The organism is Acinetobacter suaedae (assembly GCF_008630915.1).
In the GTDB taxonomy this organism is placed as follows: domain Bacteria; phylum Pseudomonadota; class Gammaproteobacteria; order Pseudomonadales; family Moraxellaceae; genus Acinetobacter; species Acinetobacter suaedae.
This window is the reverse complement of sequence record NZ_CP043909.1, coordinates 1,496,601-1,516,060: the sequence shown is the minus strand read 5'-3', so window position 1 is coordinate 1,516,060 and position 19,460 is coordinate 1,496,601. Positions and strand designations below refer to the sequence as shown.

Below are 19,460 nucleotides of genomic sequence, written 5' to 3'. Positions count from 1 at the left end.
GTTCAGTTTGGCAAACAAATATTTAAAATTCCATCCAACTCATCCAATGAGTGATAATGAATGACCATTTTCCCTTTACCTTTTTGATTATGGTCAATTTTAACATTTGCCCCAAAACGCTCTGATAATTTTTGGGTCAATTGTTCAATATCAGGAGAAACCATTGCTTTCTCCTTTTCAGGTTTGGGTTCATTCCTCTCACGCACCAATTGTTCAGTTTGGCGTACCGACAAACCTTTTTCAATAACGATCTTTGCAACGTCCATTTGATCTTTTGCTTTTAGACTCAAGATCGCACGTGCATGTCCCATGTCAAGTTGACCTTGTTGCATAAACGCTTTAATTGGGTCTGCTAGACTAAGCAAACGCAATAAATTACTTACTGTTGCACGCGCCTTACCCACTGTCTCAGCAATTTCCTGATGACTTAAACCAAACTCGTCATGAAAACGTTGCAAAGCGAGAGCTTGATCGATTGGATTTAGATCTTGACGCTGAATATTTTCAATTAATGCTAATGCAATCGCTACTTGGTCATTCAGCTCACGTACAATTGCAGGAATTTCAGTCAACCCTGCCAATTGTGCTGCACGCCAACGGCGCTCACCAGCAATAATTTCATATGGATACTGTTCATCGTCTACTGGACGAATCACTATAGGCTGCATCACACCATGCTTTTCAATTGATGATGCGAGCTCTTGAAGATCTTGCTCTTGAATAAAACGACGAGGTTGATATTCACCACGCTTTAATAAATTCACATCAATTTGCTTGAGTTGGCCATGATCCAAGGCTTGTGCTTCAAGTTGCAACTTTTCTTTCTGAATTGAACCCAGTAGCGCATCTAAACCACGACCTTTAGCCAATCCGCGTTTTTTGATGCTCATACAGCACTTCCTTTTTTCACTTTACTTTTCTTCAACATTTCGGCAGCCAAATTCAGATAGGCAACAGCACCTTTCGAACTTTTTTCAAAATAAATCACAGGCAAACCATGTGCGGGTGCTTCAGCGAGTCTGACATTTCGAGGAATTACTGTTTCGTACAACTTTTTACCAAAATATTGTTCCAACTCAGCAGATACATCTCGAGTCAGCGCATTACGAGCATCATACATAGTACGTAATACACCAACAATTTCCAAGTTTGGATTCAATGCTTTTTGTATACGATCAATCGTTTGTGTTAAATCAGCTAATCCTTCCAAAGCATAATATTCACATTGCATTGGAATGATGACACCATTTACTGCAGCTAATGCATTTACAGTAATCAGACTAAGGCTAGGTGCACAATCTACAATAATATAGTCAAATGACGCATCAATTTCTTGCAAAGCATTTTTTAGAATAAACTCACGCCCATCCTGTTCTGCAATAGTAAGCTCAACCCCTGCAAGTTCACGGTTTGCACCTAAGACTTTGTAACCAACTTCTGCTTTCTGTATCGCTGTCTCGATTGGTACCTCACCCAAAAGCACATCTGCTACAGTATAAAGTAAATCATTCTTTTGAATGCCAGACCCCATCGTCGCATTCCCTTGAGAGTCCATATCGACCAACAAGACACGTTTTTTTAAGATCGCCAAAGAAGCAGCAAGATTTACCGCTGTCGTGGTTTTCCCTACACCACCTTTTTGGTTTGCAATTGCTATAATCTGAGCCATAACTACCCTTAATATTTTTTATTGAATACGTTGAAGTAACAGCAAGTGACGTTGCTCATCCAGTCTTGGCACACGAAGTTCAATGATTTTACAAGAATACTCATCTTTCATCTGCTCAACTTCATCTTCAGGAATAAGACCTTTCATCGCAGCAATAATACTTTGTTTATGCATATATGGTTGTGCAGCATTAACAAAATCAGTCAGCGATGCAAATGCACGACTTGTAATGACATCGAAATGACCAAGTTCAGTAATACTGTCTTTATTTTCAACACGCGTTTGCACTGCAATTACATTTGTAAGACCTAGGTCTGCGATAAACTGTTTCAAAAACCGAATTTTCTTTCCATTTGAATCTAGCAGCACACAATTACGCTCTGGCTGACACAATGCAATGATCATGCCTGGCATACCACCACCAGTGCCCACATCTAACAAACGCCCAGCAGGTAAATCATTTAAGACACTTAAACTATCCAATAAATGTTTAACCAACATTTCTTTAGGCTCACGAATAGCTGTTAGATTATATGCCTTATTCCATAGCACCAAAGCATCTTGATATTTCAACAAGAGTGTTAGGGCTTCTTCACTTAGACTTAAACCTAAGGCTTGACTTCCTTGCTTTAATTCTTGAAAAAAAGGATGCATAACGGTGCAAATACTCGATAAATTTGCTGTGCAGTATACCTATTTCTGATACAAGACACAGTAGGAGTTGTTGAACGATTACGCAGTTAAACAAGTGTAAGCATGATAAACTGCATAATCTATTAGTTTTTTTGCTTGCCTGACAATAATCCAAAGATAAACAAGCAGCTGGCTAAGCAAACAAGCCTTGTTGAATTTGCTGATCTAATTGCTTTAATCGCTCTGGCGTTCCCACATCCACCCAGACACCTTGCAGTTTTTCAGCTGAAACCTGCCCCGCTGACATTGCTTCTTTTAACAACGGCGCCAATGGCCGCTTGCCATGTTCTAGCCCAGCAAACATTTGTGGCGCCAAAACAGCCACACCACTATAGGTTAAGGCTTCTCCCAACTGCTCTTGCTCAAAAGTATAAGCCAAATCATTTGCTAGGATGAAATCGCCTTTTAAATGCTGTGGTGGATTATCCACTAAAACTAAATGTGCCTGTTTAGCCCCTAATCCAATATCTAACAATGGTGCAAAATCCATAGTGGTCCAAACATCACCATTCACCAAAATGAAAGGTTCATTACCCAGCAATGGCAAAGCATTGATGATACCACCAGCTGTTTCCAGACCCTCACCTTCGTGCGACCACAAGATCGTCACACCAAATTGGGAACCGTCACCTAAAGCGGCAACAAGCTTATCACCCAACCAAGCTGTATTGATCACAATTTCAGTGACACCCACCTTTTGCAGTTTTTCAATATGCCAGACAATCAGTGGTTTACCACCAACCTCCAACAAAGGCTTTGGGGTATGCAAAGTTAGTGGGCGCATACGATTACCCAAACCAGCGGCTAGAATCATCGCTTTCATTATGCTGCAACCTCATAATCACCATATTTAGCAATAAACTTCGGCATGACTACATCACGGATAAATTGCATAAAGTCATTCAACTCATCATAACCTTGGCTTTCTTCGAGTAAGTACCACATCACTCTTGGCAAATCTTTTAGATAGCCCGATTTACCATCACGTTCGAACAAACGCACAAAGATACCTAGAATCTTGATATGGCGTTGAATCGCCATTAGGTCAGCATCACGTTTAAACTGCTCGAAACTGCGGTTTTCTTTAGCTGAAGCTGGTAATAAGTTATAGAACACTTCAAACCATTGATACACACGTTCAGCATTCCACTGTACATAAGCATCACGGGTAATCGAAATCAGATCATAAGTGTCTGCACCAATTACCGCATCCTGAAAATCAATAACTCCCAGTTCTTGTTCATTTTCAATTTTCATCAGATTACGACTATGAAAATCACGATGTACAATCACTTGTGGCTGTTGAGTTGCTTCAATCGCAAGAAAGTCAAATGCTTGCTCAATCGTTTCTAATTGCTGTTCTGTCGGCTGAATATTTAATGAAGGTAACATCCACTCAGTAAGTAAACGCATTTCAGTCATCAGCTTTTCATAAGAATAAGCGGGTAAATATTCCTGTCCATCAATTTGTTGCAGCTCGATCAGTTGCTTAAAGCTTTGAGCATAATAGTCGTCTACAGTCTGATCATTCAATAATGTGGATAGCACAACATCACCAAAATCTTCCAACAACAACAAACCCAATGTCAGATCTTTGGCAACGATATGCGGGACACGCACACCATTCTTGTCAAAGAACTCATCGATATTTACAAATGGTGCACAATCTTCTTTTTCAGGCGGCGCGTCCATGAGCATATATGTTTTGTTTTGTAACGTAATTCGCGCATAACGACGAAAGCTTGCATCTCCTGCTAAGAAGTTGATCTCGAATTGATCAGATTGGAGAGTGGCTTGAAGCCAAGTTTGTATCAATTGTTCACGTTGTGTATTCATTTGCAATAAAATCTAAAACTAGCTGAGATTTTGAAAGCTTAAGTGTAGCCACTTATCAACTTTTTCTCTATGATGCGACAATAATTAATTGTGAATTAGCATACTGGTTAATGAGACAATGAAACATCAGTTTAAATTTAATCCTTTAGCAACAGCTATTTTGACACTCTTGTGTGGCGGCTCGATTCAATCTGGTTTCGCAGCAACCAAAACGTCTCATGTCTCGACACTAGACAATGCTCAACTAAAAGCCCTCGCCGAGAAAAGCCACGTTGAACAACCACAAGAAAACTATGCTGGTGAGCATTTTTTTCAACAATATTATGTAGATAAGTCAGCCCCTGAAGCTCAATTACGTAATAATCAGTATTTAAGCTCTTCGTTTTGTCAAGGTACATGGATTACACCAATAAGCCCTGCAACAAAACCAAGCGACCCCAATAGCACAACATCAGTTATTACAGCAGATTATGGGCATTACAATCCAAATGGAGATTCAGTATTACAGGGAAATGTTGTTATCGATCAAGAAGGTCGTACTATTCGTGCTGATCAAGTAACAATCGACTCAACACAAACTCATGCGAATGCCCAAGGTCGAGTACAACTCGCACAATCTGGCTTGATAACCCAAAGCGATCAAATCAACTACAACCTAAAGACCCAAACTGGTGATTTAAATAATAGTTTTTATATTGCAGAGCAACAGCACGCTCACGGACAGGCAAGTCAAATACTTCGTAAAAATGAAAATCTTCTCGTATTAAAAGATGCAAGCTATACCGCGTGTCCACCAGAACAAAAACCTGCTTGGAAAATTCAAGCTAAGCAAATTGAGTTAAATCAAGATACTGGGCGTGGTGTTACTCGCGGTACTAAACTGTATGTCAAAGATGTACCAGTAATCGCTGTACCTTATTTTAACTTCCCGATAGATGATCGTCGTACAACAGGTATTTTAAGCCCAAATTTTGGTTATAGTAATGATGGCGGTGCGCAACTTGCAATTCCTGTATATCTTAATTTAGCACCGAACTACGACCTAACCCTCACACCAAGTTTTATGAGCAAACGCGGCGCGAAATTAGACGCTGAATTTCGCTACATGACTGAAAACTTTGGTTCCGGCCAAATTTGGGGTGGATATATCCCCAATGATAAAGAGGAAAATAAGGAAAACCGCTCTGATCTCCATCTGCTCCATGACTGGAAAATCAATGATCAGTGGTCAACCAACTTAGAGTACAATTACGCATCAGATAAAGACTATTTCTCTGACTTTAATAACAACCCCAATACACGAACCGATTTAAACTTACGACGTGCGTGGGAACTAAATTATCGTAATGGCATCCCTGGTCTAAAAGCGCAATTAAAAGTTGAAGATTTCCAAACACTTGATAAGGAAATCGATGATAAAGACAAACCTTATGCAAGATTACCTCAATTCTTATTAAATTATGTTGTAGGCAATCCACAAGGTCTGCAATATGAATTTAACAATGATACAGCTTACTTTAAGAAGTCGATCAATGATGGGTCAGCATTAGAATCAAGTGGTACGCGTATTTATAATCAATTTGCTGTTCGTTATAACTACATGACCCCCTCATGGTTTTATGTTATTCCTGAAGCCTCAGTACGTAGTATCAATACATTCTACGACCAAGACTCACAGCAAAATCGCAGCTCCAACGATTTAGAAAAATCTGTCGTCGTCCCACAATTTACTTTAGCAACAGGCTTAACTTTTGAAAAAGATGGAAAATACTTACAAAGTATTTCTCCTCGTGCTTTTTACGCTTATTCACCATATAGAAAGCAAGACGATCACCCAAACTTTGACTCCACAACAGCATCGATCAGTTACGACCAGTTATTTAATCCATATCGTTTTTATGGACATGACCGTTTAGACGATAACAACTTTTTATCGCTTGGTGTGACTTATAGCCTTTTAGATACTGAAGGTTTGGAACGAATTAAAGCTAGCGTCGGACAAAGTTATTATTTTAATGATCGTCGTGTTAGCTTAAACGAACAACTCGATGAGTTTGACACTCAGCGCCGCACTGGCCCAGTGGTTAGCTTATCTAGTCAGCTCAATCAAAATTTCACCATTAGCGCTAATTCAGCATGGATGTCTAACGGTGATAATGCCCAGCGTGATTTTCAAGCCTATTATACTGGTGAAAAAGGCAATCTTTACAATGTTGGCTATTTTTATCGAAAAGATATCAAAGATAGACAAGATGCTTACGACCAAGTTGTTGCATCGTTTATACAACCTGTAAAAGATAATTGGCGTATCATGGGACATGCTCAGTATGACCTAGACAATAACCTTATGCGCGAATACCTACTTGGCGTAAATTATGAATCTTGTTGTTGGGCTGTTTCAGTTTATGGTCGCTCTTACTACAATGATTTGGATGATCCAAACTCTCCAGATGTACGTAAGAAAAATGCGGTCATGGCTGAGTTCACTCTAAAAGGTTTGGGCGCTTTAAATAGTAAACTAGCCTCTCTACTCGAGAATAGAGTTCTAGGTTTCAACAAAACTAATCAATCTTGGACACAACGTTAATGAAGATAAAACACTTTCAGCATATCTTTAGAACCACTGTTCTAGCCGCCCTAATTTCTTCATCAATGCAAAGCTTTGCTCAGCCTACGGATGAGGTTGTCGCAATTGTAGATAGTAGTGTCATTCTGAAAAGCGATTTAGCACAAGGAATTGCTGAAGCTGAACACCAATTAAAAGCTCAAAACCAAACTGTACCTCCACAACAATATTTGCAAATGCAAGTCTTGGATCAATTAATTATTCGTCAAGCACAGTTAGAGCAAGTAAAACGTTACGGCATCAAACCTGATGAAAACAGCCTAAATGCTGCTGTTTTAAGAGTTGCGAATCAATCAGGTACTAACTCTCTTTCTGCTTTTCAACAAAAATTAGATGCAATTGCACCTGGGACTTATGAAAACCTACGAAACCGCATTGCCGAAGATCTTGCAATCGGACGTCTACGTCAACAGCAAGTGATGTCTCGAATCAAAATCAGTGATCACGATGTTGAAAACTTCCTAAAATCACCAGAGGGACAAGCTGCATTAGGAACACAAGTACATGTTCTCCATATGCGTATCTCTGGCGCAGATAATAATGAAGTGAAAAAAGTTGCTGAGGAGGTTAGACGATCACTGACAACCAGCAATGACCTTAAAGCAATTAGCAACAAATTATCTACAGAAACCATCAAAGTTGATGGCGCAGATATGGGCTTCCGTACTTTATCAGACATTCCAACAGAACTTGCTGCTCGCATTACACCTTTACAAGTTGGACAAACCACTGGTCTTGTGAATGTTCGCGATGGAACCCACGTCTTAAAATTACTAGACCGTAAGCAAAACGATCAAAGAGCGCTTGTCCCTCAATACAAAACTCGCCATATTTTAATCCAAACATCAGAAGTTGTTAGTTCAGATCGTGCAAAACAAATGATCGATAGCCTCTACAATCGGATTAAAGCTGGTGAAGACTTTGCAACTTTAGCAGCCACCTTCTCTAATGATCCTGGTTCAGCTCGTGATGGCGGTAACTTGGGTTGGGTTAATGCGGGAGTAATGGTACCTGAATTTGAGAAAGTCATGAAAGAAACTCCTGTAGGCCAACTCAGTGAGCCATTCCAAAGTCAATTTGGCTGGCATATTTTGGAAGTAACAGATACTCGCCAACAAGATATGACCAAAGAAGCTCAAGAGCGAATGGCTCGTCAAATTCTAGGTGAACGCCAATTTGAAACAGAAGTTGATAGTTGGACACGTGAATTACGTGCTAATGCTTATGTTGAAATCAAAGATGTTAGCTTAGATTCTAGAGCTCAACAAAAGTAACCCCCAGAAATAGAACCAGTCAACTTGCTGAACTGGTTCATTCTACAAATAAAAAACAGCGCTAAAAGCGCTGTTTTTTATTGCAAAACGCTTATTTATAACGATCTACCATTTTCTCTAAAGAAATTGGACGAATCTTGTCAGCATTACCTGCTGTACCGAATGCTTCATAACGCGCAATACAAATATCGCGCATTGTTTCAACAGTCTTAGCGAAATATTTGCGTGGATCAAATTCAGCAGGATTCTCAGCCAAGAATTGACGGATCGCACCAGTAGATGCTAAACGAAGATCCGTATCAATGTTGATTTTACGAACACCGTGCTTAATTGCTTCAACCAACTGCTCTACTGGAACACCATAAGTTTCGCCGATGTTACCACCAAATTCATTGATTACTTTCAACCATTCTTGCGGTACAGAACTTGAACCATGCATTACAAGATGCGTATTTGGTAATGCAGCATGAATTTCCTTGATGCGGTCAATTGCCAAGATATCACCTGTAGGTGGACGAGTAAACTTGTACGCACCATGTGAAGTACCTACAGCAATAGCCAAAGCATCGACATTTGTATCGGCAACAAATTGAGTTGCTTCTTCTACAGAGGTAAGCAATTGAGAATGATCAAGTACACCTTCCGCACCTACACCATCTTCTTCACCGGCCATACCAGTTTCAAGGCTACCTAAGCAACCAATCTCACCTTCGACTGAAACACCACACGCATGTGCCATAGCGACTACACGACGAGTTACATCAACGTTATAATCATAAGATGTAGGTGTTTTGCCATCAGTCCCTAATGAACCATCCATCATCACTGAACTAAAGCCCAACTGAATAGAGCGCTGACAAACATCAGGGCTTGTACCATGATCTTGATGCATTACCACTGGAATATGTGGCCATTCTTCAATTGCAGCTAAAATAAGATGACGTAAAAAAGGTGCACCTGCATATTTACGTGCACCTGCCGAAGCTTGTACGATTACAGGTGAATTTGTCGCATCTGCAGCAAGCATGATTGCGCGCATTTGTTCTAAGTTGTTTACGTTAAACGCTGGTACGCCGTAGTTGTGTTCTGCAGCGTGATCCAAGAGCTGGCGCATCGAGATTAGAGCCATAATATCCTCCCAGGTAATGCGCCATATTCTACATGTTGATTTATTTCAATTCAGCAACTAATCACTGGATTTGAAAAAAAAACCTGAATCTTTTGTGTAATTTGCGTATCCAACCACATTTATCAACAAAAAAGGCTAAATCTAAAAAAGATTTAGCCTTTGATCACACAAAGTTTTACCTAAAAATGCAGAAAACAAATTAAATAAACCCTTAACAATATCCTTCAAGACGTGTAAGCGGTAGTTTTTTCCCAATTGCTTTTTCAATTTCAGGTAAATAAAACGCATCATCTTCTGATAAGAAACTAATGCTCACCCCCTGAGCTCCAGCACGACCTGTACGCCCAATACGATGTACATAATCATCTGACTGTTCAGGTAAAGTAAAATTCACAACATGTGAAACACCATCAACATGAATACCACGTCCAGCCACATCAGTTGCTATCATGATATTGTGCTTACCTTGCTTGAATTGATCCAGCATTTTTAAACGCTTATCTTGTGCAATCTCACCAGATAGCATACCAACCTTGTATCCATCACGTTTCAAATGATCATACAAACGACGAACCTGATCCCGACGATTCGCAAAAATCATGACTTTATCAATTGGCTCTTCACGCAAAATATCTTGCAATAATTTATATTTATCCTGCTTTGCAACAACATATACACGCTGCTCAACATCTACATTGGTCTTCTGCTCAGGTTCAATCTCAACTGTAACAGGTTCAAATAGCCACTGACGCGCCAAATTCAAAACATCATAACTAAACGTTGCTGAGAACATTAAAGTTTGTCTTTGCTCCTTAAATGGAGAATAACGCACAATACGCTTTACAGAAGGAATAAATCCCATATCCAATAATCGATCTGCTTCATCAATGACCAAAAATTCAATTCGATCTAACCAAACTTCTTTTTGCTCGACAAAGTCAATTAAACGTCCAGGTGTTGCGACCACAATATCAACAAAGTTACGATCAAGTAGCTTTCTCTGTTTATCAAAATCAACGCCACCAAGTAACGTAACAAGATGCAAATTAGTAAACTTTGTTAATGCTTTTGCATCACTTTCGATTTGTAGTGCTAGCTCGCGGGTAGGCGCTAAAATCAATGCTCGTGGCTCACCACGGAAGCGCTGTTCTTGAATTGGATTATTTAATAAATCATTGATCACACTAATTAGAAAGGCAGCCGTTTTACCTGTCCCCGTTTGTGCTCTACCAATTGCATCGTGCCCTGCTAGCGTATATTTTAAAACCTTTTGTTGAATTGGAGTCATTTGAGTAAAACCCAAAGCATCAATCGCTTTTTTCAACTGCGGATGTAATTTCAAGGTTTCAAAACCAGACGTCATATATGCTCTCAAACCATCAATGACCAAAACAAAGTCGTTATTATAAACAAAAACGCCCCAAATAACATTGGAGCGTTTTATATTGCGTCAAAGCAACAAATTAGTCTAAAGGCTGAACGTTTTCAGCTTGGAAACCTTTTTGTCCTTGAACTACGCTAAATTCTACACGTTGGCCGTCACGTAAAGAACGGTGACCTTCACCAACAATTGCACGGAAATGAACAAATACGTCATCACCGCCGTTACGTTGAATAAAACCAAAGCCTTTAGTGTCATTAAACCACTTTACTACGCCTTGTTCACGAGCTGTCATAAGTCAATCCTCAGATATTGAAAGATAAGGACCTTCCGGTGTTGCAAACAGCAGAGCCAACAAGGTTTTAAAATCTTATAATTTTAAAGCTTGTAATCATTCTGTAAAACTATCAACAATTTCCGGTTACATCCATTTGTTATAGGGTTTTTTACGATAAAACGAAATGAAACACTTCCTAAAACGCATCGAGCTTAACATGGGTTTATGACAATTAATAGATATATTTTAAGTTATTTCCTATGCTTCTATCTGTTTATGCTCATCATTTAGTTTATAGACTTAAATATAGATAAGAGCGAAAAACAACTTGTTGAACACTCCCCCCACCTATAAAATCAATCAGAATCAATTTTCATGAAAGCTATATTCAACCGATATGACCACCTTACCCTCTCATTCAACTGAAATTATTGATGCTTTAGGACAACCGTGTCCAATGCCATTATTAATGTTGAAACGAGCCCTAAAAAAATCAAACGGTAAAAAACTTTACCTATTAAAATCATCAGATCCACATAGTGAAATTGATGTAACACGATATTGCCAAATCAAAAATCTACAATGCCAAACAACGAAAATATCTGAAAATGAATTTCACTACCTCATTGAATCTCTTTAGGTCTTGTAGAACTCAACTCACTTTCTTTGCTAAACTCTTGGTAAACGGTAAAGATAAATTTACATTTCTATACTCAAATTTCCTTAGTGATGAAGAACATTCGCATTAAGATGAAATTGTTGACTTAAATACCATCCTATAAGGAGACTCCATGACTACTGACAGCAGCAATCAATTGATGCCCCTGTCATTGTCTGCGCCAGGCGTAAATCTTGGTGCATATATCAGTACTGTCAATCAAATTCCAATTTTAACAGCCGAGCAGGAAAAAGAACTTGCAGAGCGTTATTATTATGACCAAGATCTTGATGCTGCCAAATTACTGGTAATGTCACACTTACGTTTTGTTGTTCATATTGCACGTAGCTATGCAGGTTATGGATTGCCACAAGGCGATCTGATTCAAGAAGGCAACCTCGGATTGATGAAAGCTGTTAAGCGCTTCGATCCAAATATGGGTGTGCGTTTAGTTTCATTTGCCGTGCATTGGATCAAGGCTGAGATTCACGAATATGTAATTCGTAACTGGCGTATCGTTAAAATTGCAACAACCAAAGCTCAACGTAAATTATTTTTTAATTTACGTAGTCTCAAAAAATCAAGCAAGCGACTGTCTTTAGAAGAAGCTCAAGCGATTGCAAATGATTTAAATGTGACGCCTGAGCAAGTGCTCGAAATGGAAGGTCGTTTAACCGCATACGATGCAGCTTTCGAAGCACAAGGTGATGATGACGATGATACACCACATACAGCTCCTGCACTCTACCTAGAAGATAATCGTTATGATCCAGCACGACTTGCTGAAGAAGAAGATTACGAAGAACAAAGTACTGCAGCACTACATGAGGCTATGGATCAACTTGATGATCGCTCACGTAATATCTTACAACGTCGTTGGCTAGATGATGATAAATCTACACTACACGAATTAGCTGCCGAATATAACGTTTCAGCAGAACGTATTCGTCAGCTTGAAAAGAATGCGATGGAAAAGATCAAAACCGCCATGTCTGCAAGTTAAAATCAGATCAAATACAAGGGCTATAATGCCCTTTTGTTTTATCTTGTCTTTGTTTAAAGTCCCGAATATGTTAATTTTGTTTATCAAATTTCCAGTTCTATTTCCAATATGTGGATAGCAATCTCTGCAATCAATCTTGCCCTTGCAGTCATGCTCGGAGCGTTTGGTGCTCATGGACTTAAATCCTTTGCAACGCCTGAGCAACTGACTTGGTGGGGTACCGCAACCCAATATTTTTTCTACCACGCGCTTGGCTTATTAATGTTGGGCGTATTAAATAAAACCACGCCAACTTTTTCTATAAAAATTCCGTTTATTTTGATGCAAATTGGCATCCTCTTTTTCTGTGGTTCATTGTACATTATGGCGCTGGGCTTGCCTCGAATATTAGGTGCGATTACGCCGATTGGTGGTGCCTTTATGATCGCAGGTTGGCTATTCCTCGCATGGCATGCGACCAAACATGCGAAATAAGGATTTATCATGCATATCTATTTAAATGGCGAGTCAACAGACACGTCTTGTGAAAATCTACAGCAATTGATTCAAAGCTTGGCACTTGAAGGCAAACGCTTCGCTGTAGAAAAGAACCAGCAAATCATTCCTAAGAGCAAACTTGAGCAAACCGCAATTGCTCCTGAAGATCGTATTGAAATTATCCAAGCTGTTGGTGGCGGCTAATCGGCTAAAAATGGAGTAAGCCCATGCAAGATTCCCCTTTAATTATTGGTTCACGTACTTTCCAATCTCGTCTACTGGTCGGAACTGGTAAATATAAAGATCTCAATGAAACCGATTTAGCCATTCAAGCAAGCGGTGCTGAAATTGTGACCGTTGCAATTCGTCGCGTAAACATTGGTCAGCATGCCGATCAACCAAATTTACTCTCAGTCATTCCACCTGAGAAATACACGATTCTGCCAAATACAGCTGGCTGTTTTGATGCAGATAGCGCGATTCGTACCTGCATGCTGGCTCGTGAACTGCTTGATGGTCACAACTTGGTAAAGCTTGAAGTACTCGGTGATGAAAAAACCTTGTATCCGAATGTGACTGCAACGCTCAAAGCCGCGCAAACCTTGATTGATGATGGTTTTGAGATCATGGTCTACACCTCGGATGATCCGATCGTCGCTCAAGAGCTTGAAAGCATGGGCTGTGTAGCAATCATGCCTTTGGGTAGTTTAATTGGTTCCGGTCTCGGCATTCTGAATCCACACACCATTTCCATCATCAAAGAAAATGCCAAAGTTCCTGTATTGGTGGATGCTGGTGTGGGTACTGCAAGTGATGCGGCGATTGCGATGGAACTCGGTTGTGACGGCGTATTGATGAATACAGCCATTGCCGCGGCGCAAAATCCAATTTTGATGGCTTCTGCGATGAAAAAAGCCGTTGAAGCGGGTCGTGAAGCATTCTTGGCGGGTCGTATGCCGCGTAAGCGTATGGCCAATGCCAGCTCGCCTGAAACGGGTTATTTCTTCAAGTAAATCAAATCATCATGTTTTGGGCGAACACAGTTCGCCCATTATTACAGCAACTTCATATTCCCAATCTTACATATTATCGTGATAAGGTAAGTTCAATCGCTTTGCCAATGCTACCCTAGCATTAGTGTTAGGGAACTTAGGAATATTTGAACTATTTCTCATCTAATATTTCCCTCAAATTCACTTTCGCCCTTTGCTCAAAATTCTGTTGAAAATATTCCGTTTGATACAACGGTTCCACTTGATAAAAATGTGCAAGAACTTCTTTTCGTTTAATGGAATAAATTTCTGATTCCACCCAAGCATATTCTTGTTGAATCTGTTGCTCATACTCCTCGAAACGTTCTGGTGAAGCCGCTAGAATCGCCAAATCGATATCTAATAAAAACTGCAAATCCAACTCGTTCGTTGATTCATGCTTTTGCGTCGCAATAATCCAGCGCTTGATCTTTTCAACAATCTCAACAGATAGGTCCTGAGCCATATACTTTTCAAACAGCTCCACACTTTTCATTTCATTATCTTTTGCTTGCGGATCATAGATCGCATCATGAAACCAAAGTGCTAACTCAACTGAATAAGCATCTTTTAAGTCAGATCGAATCGATTCAAGCAAGATCAAACATTCATACACATGCTGAAGCGTATGATAAGCTCGCTGTTTTTCACTGTAGGCAGCAATCAACTTATTAAAAACTTTCTGCGGTTCAGAAAAATGATAATGCCGATGCAGTTCAAACCATGATTTTTCTAATAGCGTTAAATACTGCTGCATTACTCATCCTCATTGGATTTCTTTATTCAAATTCAGCCACTTTGCCAAGGACTCTGCATCTTTACGCTCAGGAAAGAGCTGGTACAAGGTACAGGAACCAAACTCATGTTTTAGTTCCTGTTGACGGATAGGATGATTACCAAATCGGAACCATCGAGTGCCATCAAGATCTAAAGGCTGTACCCCCCATAACGCCGAGGTTCTGTCAGATACCCTTTGATTCGGACTTGATCAGACGATATCCATGCTTTAGTAAATATTCTTTGGTTAACATCCCACCACCCAAGGCAAATCTAAGCTGCGTGCTGTTCATCTCGCTTAAAGACTAGTTCTTTATCCGATGAACTTTCAGCATCGAAGTAATACCCTTCACTATCAAATGCTTTTAATTGTTCTACTTGGCTTAATTTATTTTCAATCAAGTATCTTGCCATCAGACCACGCGCTTTTTTCGCGTAGAAACTAATGACTTTATATTTTCCGTTTTTCTGATCCAAGAATACAGGCTTAATAATTTCTGCCTGAATTTTCTTTTCATTCACTGACTTATAATATTCATCAGATGCTAAATTTACCAATACTTTTGAATTAATGTCAGCTAAATCTTGGTTAATTTGGTCAGTGATAATGCTGCCCCAGAATTCATAAAGATTATGTCCACGTGTATTTTTTAGTTTAGTACTCATTTCCAAGCGATACGGCATCATCAAATCCAACGGACGTAATAAACCATAAAGACCAGACAACATACGTAAATGCTGCTGGGCAAAATCAATATCCTGATCTTTCAAGTGATAAGCATCTAAACCGGTATACACATCACCTTTAAATGCAAACAAGGCTTGACGTGCATTGGAAAAATCAAAATCTGCATTCCAGTCACGGAAACGTTCTACATTTAAATTGGCGATTTTCTCACTAACCGTCATCAAAGATGCGATTTCACTCGCAGAAAGCTTGCGACATACATCAATCAGCTGCTGTGATTGTTCTAATAAACGTGGCTGTGTATATGTATCTGTAGGTAAAGCGGTTGTATAATCAAGTGTTTTCGCTGGAGAAATTAAAGTAAGCATAATCAATCAAAAATAAATTTAACTTGGTGAAACTATAACAGTTGATAATTTTTAATGCCAATTCGTGTTTTCATTCTTCATTATCGGTAAAATAGTGGATTCTTCCATTATCCATTACGTATCTTATGTCTGAGCAATTATTCATCCAAGGTCCTGTTGGTCAAATTGAAATGTTTGTCGATCAACCTCAAGGTGAAGTCACAGGTTTTGCTGTTGTCTGCCACCCACATCCTTTACAAGGCGGAACACCAAATCATAAAGTCCCTGTTTTATTGGCTCAGATTTTTAATGAAATGGGGTGTGTGGTATATCGTCCTAGCTTCCGTGGCTTAGCGGGTAGCGAAGGTACACATGATCAAGGTCATGGTGAAACTGATGACATTATGGCTGTGATTGAATATGCGCGTGCAAAGCATGCAGGTTTAACCTTCTATGCAGGCGGTTTCAGTTTCGGCTCTCATGTGCTTGCAAAGTGCCAAGCCCAACTCAGCGAAGAATCTCGCCCAAAACAATTAGTTTTGTGTGGATTACCAACAGGTTCTGTTGTTGACTTACGTCATTACCAAACCCCTGCAATTGATGGTGATATTTTATTTGTTCACGGCGAGCAAGATGATATTACCCTCCTTTCAGACATGATCGCTTGGGCAAAACCGCAAAAACATCCCATCACGATTCTGCCGGGTGCCAATCATTTCTTTACAGGCTATCTAAAGCAGTTGCGTCAAGTCATTACCCACTTTTTAAAACTGTAGACTTAACAACAAATTACTAAGAAAAATATACGTCTTTTGAATCCAATGTCTGTTATATCAGTATAGATGTACAGACATTCAGGTTCTTTAATAATGAAATTAAATAAAAAACAAGGACTTTTTTTAAAGCAAATCATCGAAAATTGGCAACAACAAGGCACGATTACACCCGATGTCGCCAATAAATTAAATGATAGTTTTTCGATTCAACCTTTTGACTGGGAGCGACTCGCAAAATATTCATTCTGGATTTCAATGATTTGTGCAGTGATTGCCATCGCTGCAGTTACTGCCGATCAGTTCTTGATGGAGCTAATTGAAAAAATCTTTATCAATTCCAAGATCATTCCATGTCTGATTTTTGCTGTGGTGGCGACTGCCTTTTATGGCTTTGCCTATCGTCGGCGTAGAACCAAACCCCAGCATCAATTTAGCAATGAAGCGATTATTTTTGCAGGTGTGCTGTCTACTGCAGCGTCTGTCGCCTATTTCGGGCAAGCAATTGATACAGGTAGTGGTCATTTTTCTTTGTTATTTCTGCTCTCCACTCTTATTTATGCTGCACTTGCCTTCTGGTTCCCCTCTAAACTGATCTGGGTATTTGCTCTACTTTCACTCGGCTCATGGTTTGGTACAGAAACTGGCTATATGTCCGGTTGGGGAGCCTATTATCTAGGCATGAACTTCCCGTTACGCTTTGTCTTTTTTGGCGGTGCCTTAATTGGCTTAAGCCTGCTGTTTAAACGCTATGCGCATTTTATAGACTTCGCCCATTCAACTTATGTCATGGGACTACTTTATCTATTTATTGCCTTATGGATTCTCTCTATCTTTGGCAATTATGGTGACTTAGGGAGTTGGTATAGCGTCAAGCAATATGAGCTGTTACATTGGGGTGTACTATTCGCGTTTATTGCCATCATCGCAATTGTCTATGGTTTAAAACATGATGATGCCACCTCACGTGGTTTTGGGATCACTTTCTTATTTATTAACCTCTACACTAAGTATTTTGAGTTCTTCTGGAATGGCATGCACAAAGCCATTTTCTTTATTTTATTGGCTATCTCTTTCTGGTGGATTGGCCGTCATGCTGAAAAACTCTGGAATTTGGAATTTCTACCCAGCCAATCCAAAATCAAGAAAGACCATCCAGCTGAGTGATTATTGAAAATCATGCCAACTCAAGCCAAACCGGGCCAAATACTTTTTGACCCGGTCACTGTCATTGGTGGTATTGCGTTGCTGGCGTGAAGCTGCAAACAGTTGGCGTCCAGCATCCGCCATCGATTTGGCATTTTCACACACTTGAAGTACACCACGCAGCTGAATCTGATCAAACTCATCAATCTCTCCCAGCTGCGTTTGATCTAAATATTTAAGTAAAATATCTGTTTCTTTAGATACAGATTGTGTAGTTTGGATCGACCACAACTGCTTTAAACGCTGAATCTCTTTTTCCACCGTTTCTGAACAGATCAGCTCACCATTGGATAATGTCGCTAACCGCGTCACACTGGCAGTCAAATCACGAAAATTCCCCTGCCATGATGCTTCTTTCGACTTGGCAAATTTCAAATACACATCAAGTGCATCACGCTGAAAACGGAATTGTCGTTGGTGATTTGCCGAAAAGCGTTGCAACTCGAACTCAATATTGGGAGCAATGTCTTCAATTCGATCTTTAAGATTCGGTAAAAAGAAAGTCCATGTATTCAATCGTGCCCACAAATCCTCACGAAAACGGCCCGCTTGCACTTCGGCTCTTAGATCTCTATTTGTCCCCGCAATTAGCTGAAAATCGGCCTGAACCTCTTTGTCACTCCCAACAGGAAAAAAGGATTTATCTTCGAGTGCCTTAAGCAACATCGCTTGCTCATCTAGCCCAAGCTCACCAATTTCATCCAGAAATAAAATACCCTGATCAGCACTTTTTAATAAACCTGTTCGCGAAGCTGCTGCCCCTGTAAAAGCCCCCTTGATATGCCCAAACAAACTCGACATAGCACTATCACCACGAAGCGTCGCACAGTTCACATCAACAAAACGCCCACTTAAATGAAACTTATTTTTCTTTAATTGATAGATTTGTTTCGCTAAATGCGATTTACCCACACCTGTTGCGCCCATAATTAGGATTGGTGCGCTAGAACGTGTTGCAACCAATTCAACTTCAGTGATCAGTTGATTGAATTCGTGGTTATAGGTTGAAATATTGGCTTTCAGCTGTTGCCAGTTTTGTAGCTGCTCATCTTCAAAGCGCTGCTTGAGAACATCGTAGCGAGATAAGTCCAGATCAATGATACGATATTCACCTTCTGGTGTTTTCTGCTGATTAGGTGCACTTTGAATCAGCTTAGCAGGTAGGTAATTGGCATCGACCAGAAGATACCAACAGATTTGAGCAACGTGTGTGCCTGTAGTGATATGCAAAAGATAGTTGTTTTTTTCAGTATCAAAGGGATAACTTTTCACAAAGTCATATAGCGCACCATAGACCTCAGCAAAATCCCAAGGATCACGGATGCTCACTCGCTGTCCAGACACGATAGTCGATGGCGATACATCCTGCACATCTTCAGCAATAAATTTAACTAAATTATGATGCTGTCGATCATGCAATAGCACCAGTTCATCCACAATCAAATCTTCATGCATCAAAAGACTCAAAGTCGGACGCCAACGTTGCCAACGATCAGGGCGTTTTCCTTGATCTAGAGTAGAACCAACAAAGCCAATCACGACAGTTTTCTTTGCATTCAGCATAATTTCTATAATATTTTATATATGACTATCATATACAATACGCATTTCAGTG

At 39.8% G+C, this 19,460-nt stretch carries 20 protein-coding genes and 1 pseudogene; 9 read left to right on the top strand and 12 right to left on the bottom strand.

Annotation, left to right across the window (positions count from 1 at the left end):
* Positions 1–2: 2 nt before the first annotated feature.
* The 5 genes from F2A31_RS07095 to F2A31_RS07075 form a co-directional block, all read right to left on the bottom strand.
* Positions 3–890, bottom strand: coding sequence for a ParB/RepB/Spo0J family partition protein (locus F2A31_RS07095; RefSeq protein WP_150025789.1), 888 nt, complete (start codon positions 888–890; stop codon positions 3–5).
* Entirely contained in the window at positions 887–1,669 is a 783-nt protein-coding gene (locus F2A31_RS07090) for a ParA family protein (RefSeq protein ID WP_150025788.1), read from the bottom strand. The genes F2A31_RS07095 and F2A31_RS07090 overlap by 4 nt, the downstream gene beginning before the upstream one ends.
* An 18-nt stretch (positions 1,670–1,687) precedes the next feature.
* Complete coding sequence (rsmG, locus tag F2A31_RS07085) at positions 1,688–2,323, bottom strand: 16S rRNA (guanine(527)-N(7))-methyltransferase RsmG (protein WP_150025787.1); 636 nt, start codon at positions 2,321–2,323, stop codon at positions 1,688–1,690.
* A gap of 172 nt (positions 2,324–2,495) precedes the next feature.
* Entirely contained in the window at positions 2,496–3,185 is a 690-nt protein-coding gene (gene murU / locus F2A31_RS07080) for an N-acetylmuramate alpha-1-phosphate uridylyltransferase MurU (RefSeq protein ID WP_150025786.1), read from the bottom strand.
* On the bottom strand, positions 3,185–4,198 hold the full coding sequence (locus F2A31_RS07075) for an aminoglycoside phosphotransferase family protein (protein WP_150025785.1): 1,014 nt from the start codon (positions 4,196–4,198) through the stop codon (positions 3,185–3,187). The genes murU and F2A31_RS07075 overlap by 1 nt, the downstream gene beginning before the upstream one ends.
* 118 nt (positions 4,199–4,316) lie before the next feature.
* Here F2A31_RS07075 and F2A31_RS07070 point away from each other — a divergent pair, with 118 nt between their 5' ends.
* Complete coding sequence (locus F2A31_RS07070) at positions 4,317–6,785, top strand: LPS-assembly protein LptD (RefSeq protein ID WP_150025784.1); 2,469 nt, start codon at positions 4,317–4,319, stop codon at positions 6,783–6,785.
* Positions 6,785–8,098 (top strand): peptidylprolyl isomerase, encoded by a 1,314-nt coding sequence (locus F2A31_RS07065; RefSeq protein ID WP_150025783.1) that lies wholly within the window; start codon positions 6,785–6,787, stop codon positions 8,096–8,098. The genes F2A31_RS07070 and F2A31_RS07065 overlap by 1 nt, the downstream gene beginning before the upstream one ends.
* Before the next feature lie 91 nt (positions 8,099–8,189).
* Here F2A31_RS07065 and fba read toward each other — a convergent pair whose 3' ends face one another.
* From fba to F2A31_RS07050, 3 genes are all read right to left on the bottom strand, one after another.
* Positions 8,190–9,227 carry a class II fructose-bisphosphate aldolase gene (gene fba / locus F2A31_RS07060; protein WP_150025782.1) on the bottom strand — a complete coding sequence of 346 codons (1,038 nt, stop codon included), beginning with the start codon at positions 9,225–9,227 and terminating at the stop codon, positions 8,190–8,192.
* A gap of 211 nt (positions 9,228–9,438) precedes the next feature.
* On the bottom strand, positions 9,439–10,590 hold the full coding sequence (gene rhlB, locus F2A31_RS07055) for an ATP-dependent RNA helicase RhlB (protein ID WP_150025781.1): 1,152 nt from the start codon (positions 10,588–10,590) through the stop codon (positions 9,439–9,441).
* Between the two features lie 100 nt (positions 10,591–10,690).
* Positions 10,691–10,903 carry a cold-shock protein gene (locus F2A31_RS07050; RefSeq protein ID WP_004911569.1) on the bottom strand — a complete coding sequence of 71 codons (213 nt, stop codon included), beginning with the start codon at positions 10,901–10,903 and terminating at the stop codon, positions 10,691–10,693.
* A 379-nt stretch (positions 10,904–11,282) separates the two neighbouring features.
* On the opposite strand from F2A31_RS07050, the gene F2A31_RS07045 reads away from it, so the two are divergent.
* The 5 genes from F2A31_RS07045 to F2A31_RS07025 all read left to right on the top strand — a co-directional run bounded on the left by F2A31_RS07045 (position 11,283) and on the right by F2A31_RS07025 (position 14,036).
* Entirely contained in the window at positions 11,283–11,525 is a 243-nt protein-coding gene (locus tag F2A31_RS07045; protein WP_150025780.1) for a sulfurtransferase TusA family protein, read from the top strand.
* A 151-nt stretch (positions 11,526–11,676) separates the two neighbouring features.
* Positions 11,677–12,546: an RNA polymerase sigma factor RpoH gene (rpoH, locus tag F2A31_RS07040; protein ID WP_150025779.1), complete on the top strand. Its 870-nt coding sequence runs from the start codon at positions 11,677–11,679 to the stop codon at positions 12,544–12,546.
* A gap of 108 nt (positions 12,547–12,654) precedes the next feature.
* A complete protein-coding gene (locus F2A31_RS07035; RefSeq protein ID WP_150025778.1) occupies positions 12,655–13,020 on the top strand; it encodes a DUF423 domain-containing protein in 366 nt (121 codons plus the stop codon).
* 9 nt (positions 13,021–13,029) lie between these two features.
* The gene (gene thiS, locus F2A31_RS07030; protein ID WP_150025777.1) at positions 13,030–13,227 is read left to right on the top strand and encodes a sulfur carrier protein ThiS; all 198 of its coding nucleotides are present in this window, start codon (positions 13,030–13,032) and stop codon (positions 13,225–13,227) included.
* Positions 13,228–13,250: 23 nt separating this feature from the next.
* On the top strand, positions 13,251–14,036 hold the full coding sequence (locus F2A31_RS07025; protein ID WP_004639328.1) for a thiazole synthase: 786 nt from the start codon (positions 13,251–13,253) through the stop codon (positions 14,034–14,036).
* 151 nt (positions 14,037–14,187) lie between these two features.
* On the opposite strand, the gene F2A31_RS07020 is transcribed toward F2A31_RS07025, so the two are convergent.
* The 3 genes and pseudogenes from F2A31_RS07020 to yaaA form a co-directional block, all read right to left on the bottom strand.
* Positions 14,188–14,811 carry an HD domain-containing protein gene (locus F2A31_RS07020; RefSeq protein WP_150025776.1) on the bottom strand — a complete coding sequence of 208 codons (624 nt, stop codon included), beginning with the start codon at positions 14,809–14,811 and terminating at the stop codon, positions 14,188–14,190.
* Between the two features lie 9 nt (positions 14,812–14,820).
* Positions 14,821–15,085: pseudogene (locus F2A31_RS07015) on the bottom strand (hypothetical protein).
* 19 nt (positions 15,086–15,104) lie between these two features.
* Positions 15,105–15,887 carry a peroxide stress protein YaaA gene (gene yaaA, locus F2A31_RS07010; protein ID WP_150025775.1) on the bottom strand — a complete coding sequence of 261 codons (783 nt, stop codon included), beginning with the start codon at positions 15,885–15,887 and terminating at the stop codon, positions 15,105–15,107.
* A 125-nt stretch (positions 15,888–16,012) separates the two neighbouring features.
* Between yaaA and F2A31_RS07005 the strand changes: the two genes are divergently transcribed.
* Together F2A31_RS07005 and F2A31_RS07000 are read left to right on the top strand one after the other, a co-directional pair.
* The gene (locus F2A31_RS07005; protein WP_150025774.1) at positions 16,013–16,642 is read left to right on the top strand and encodes an alpha/beta hydrolase; all 630 of its coding nucleotides are present in this window, start codon (positions 16,013–16,015) and stop codon (positions 16,640–16,642) included.
* A gap of 93 nt (positions 16,643–16,735) precedes the next feature.
* Complete coding sequence (locus F2A31_RS07000) at positions 16,736–17,806, top strand: DUF2157 domain-containing protein (protein WP_150025773.1); 1,071 nt, start codon at positions 16,736–16,738, stop codon at positions 17,804–17,806.
* On the opposite strand, the gene rtcR is transcribed toward F2A31_RS07000, so the two are convergent.
* Positions 17,807–19,408 (bottom strand): RNA repair transcriptional activator RtcR, encoded by a 1,602-nt coding sequence (gene rtcR / locus F2A31_RS06995; protein WP_150025772.1) that lies wholly within the window; start codon positions 19,406–19,408, stop codon positions 17,807–17,809.
* Between the last annotated feature and the right edge of the window lie 52 nt (positions 19,409–19,460).

Coding starts and splice junctions, on each gene's coding strand:
- F2A31_RS07095 (WP_150025789.1), bottom strand. CDS start 890: ATGAGCATCAAAAAACGCGGATTGGCTAAAGGTCGTGGTTTAGATGCG.
- F2A31_RS07090 (WP_150025788.1), bottom strand. CDS start 1,669: ATGGCTCAGATTATAGCAATTGCAAACCAAAAAGGTGGTGTAGGGAAA.
- rsmG (WP_150025787.1), bottom strand. CDS start 2,323: ATGCATCCTTTTTTTCAAGAATTAAAGCAAGGAAGTCAAGCCTTAGGT.
- murU (WP_150025786.1), bottom strand. CDS start 3,185: ATGAAAGCGATGATTCTAGCCGCTGGTTTGGGTAATCGTATGCGCCCA.
- F2A31_RS07075 (WP_150025785.1), bottom strand. CDS start 4,198: ATGAATACACAACGTGAACAATTGATACAAACTTGGCTTCAAGCCACT.
- F2A31_RS07070 (WP_150025784.1), top strand. CDS start 4,317: ATGAAACATCAGTTTAAATTTAATCCTTTAGCAACAGCTATTTTGACA.
- F2A31_RS07065 (WP_150025783.1), top strand. CDS start 6,785: ATGAAGATAAAACACTTTCAGCATATCTTTAGAACCACTGTTCTAGCC.
- fba (WP_150025782.1), bottom strand. CDS start 9,227: ATGGCTCTAATCTCGATGCGCCAGCTCTTGGATCACGCTGCAGAACAC.
- rhlB (WP_150025781.1), bottom strand. CDS start 10,590: ATGACGTCTGGTTTTGAAACCTTGAAATTACATCCGCAGTTGAAAAAA.
- F2A31_RS07050 (WP_004911569.1), bottom strand. CDS start 10,903: ATGACAGCTCGTGAACAAGGCGTAGTAAAGTGGTTTAATGACACTAAA.
- F2A31_RS07045 (WP_150025780.1), top strand. CDS start 11,283: ATGACCACCTTACCCTCTCATTCAACTGAAATTATTGATGCTTTAGGA.
- rpoH (WP_150025779.1), top strand. CDS start 11,677: ATGACTACTGACAGCAGCAATCAATTGATGCCCCTGTCATTGTCTGCG.
- F2A31_RS07035 (WP_150025778.1), top strand. CDS start 12,655: ATGTGGATAGCAATCTCTGCAATCAATCTTGCCCTTGCAGTCATGCTC.
- thiS (WP_150025777.1), top strand. CDS start 13,030: ATGCATATCTATTTAAATGGCGAGTCAACAGACACGTCTTGTGAAAAT.
- F2A31_RS07025 (WP_004639328.1), top strand. CDS start 13,251: ATGCAAGATTCCCCTTTAATTATTGGTTCACGTACTTTCCAATCTCGT.
- F2A31_RS07020 (WP_150025776.1), bottom strand. CDS start 14,811: ATGCAGCAGTATTTAACGCTATTAGAAAAATCATGGTTTGAACTGCAT.
- yaaA (WP_150025775.1), bottom strand. CDS start 15,887: ATGCTTACTTTAATTTCTCCAGCGAAAACACTTGATTATACAACCGCT.
- F2A31_RS07005 (WP_150025774.1), top strand. CDS start 16,013: ATGTCTGAGCAATTATTCATCCAAGGTCCTGTTGGTCAAATTGAAATG.
- F2A31_RS07000 (WP_150025773.1), top strand. CDS start 16,736: ATGAAATTAAATAAAAAACAAGGACTTTTTTTAAAGCAAATCATCGAA.
- rtcR (WP_150025772.1), bottom strand. CDS start 19,408: ATGCTGAATGCAAAGAAAACTGTCGTGATTGGCTTTGTTGGTTCTACT.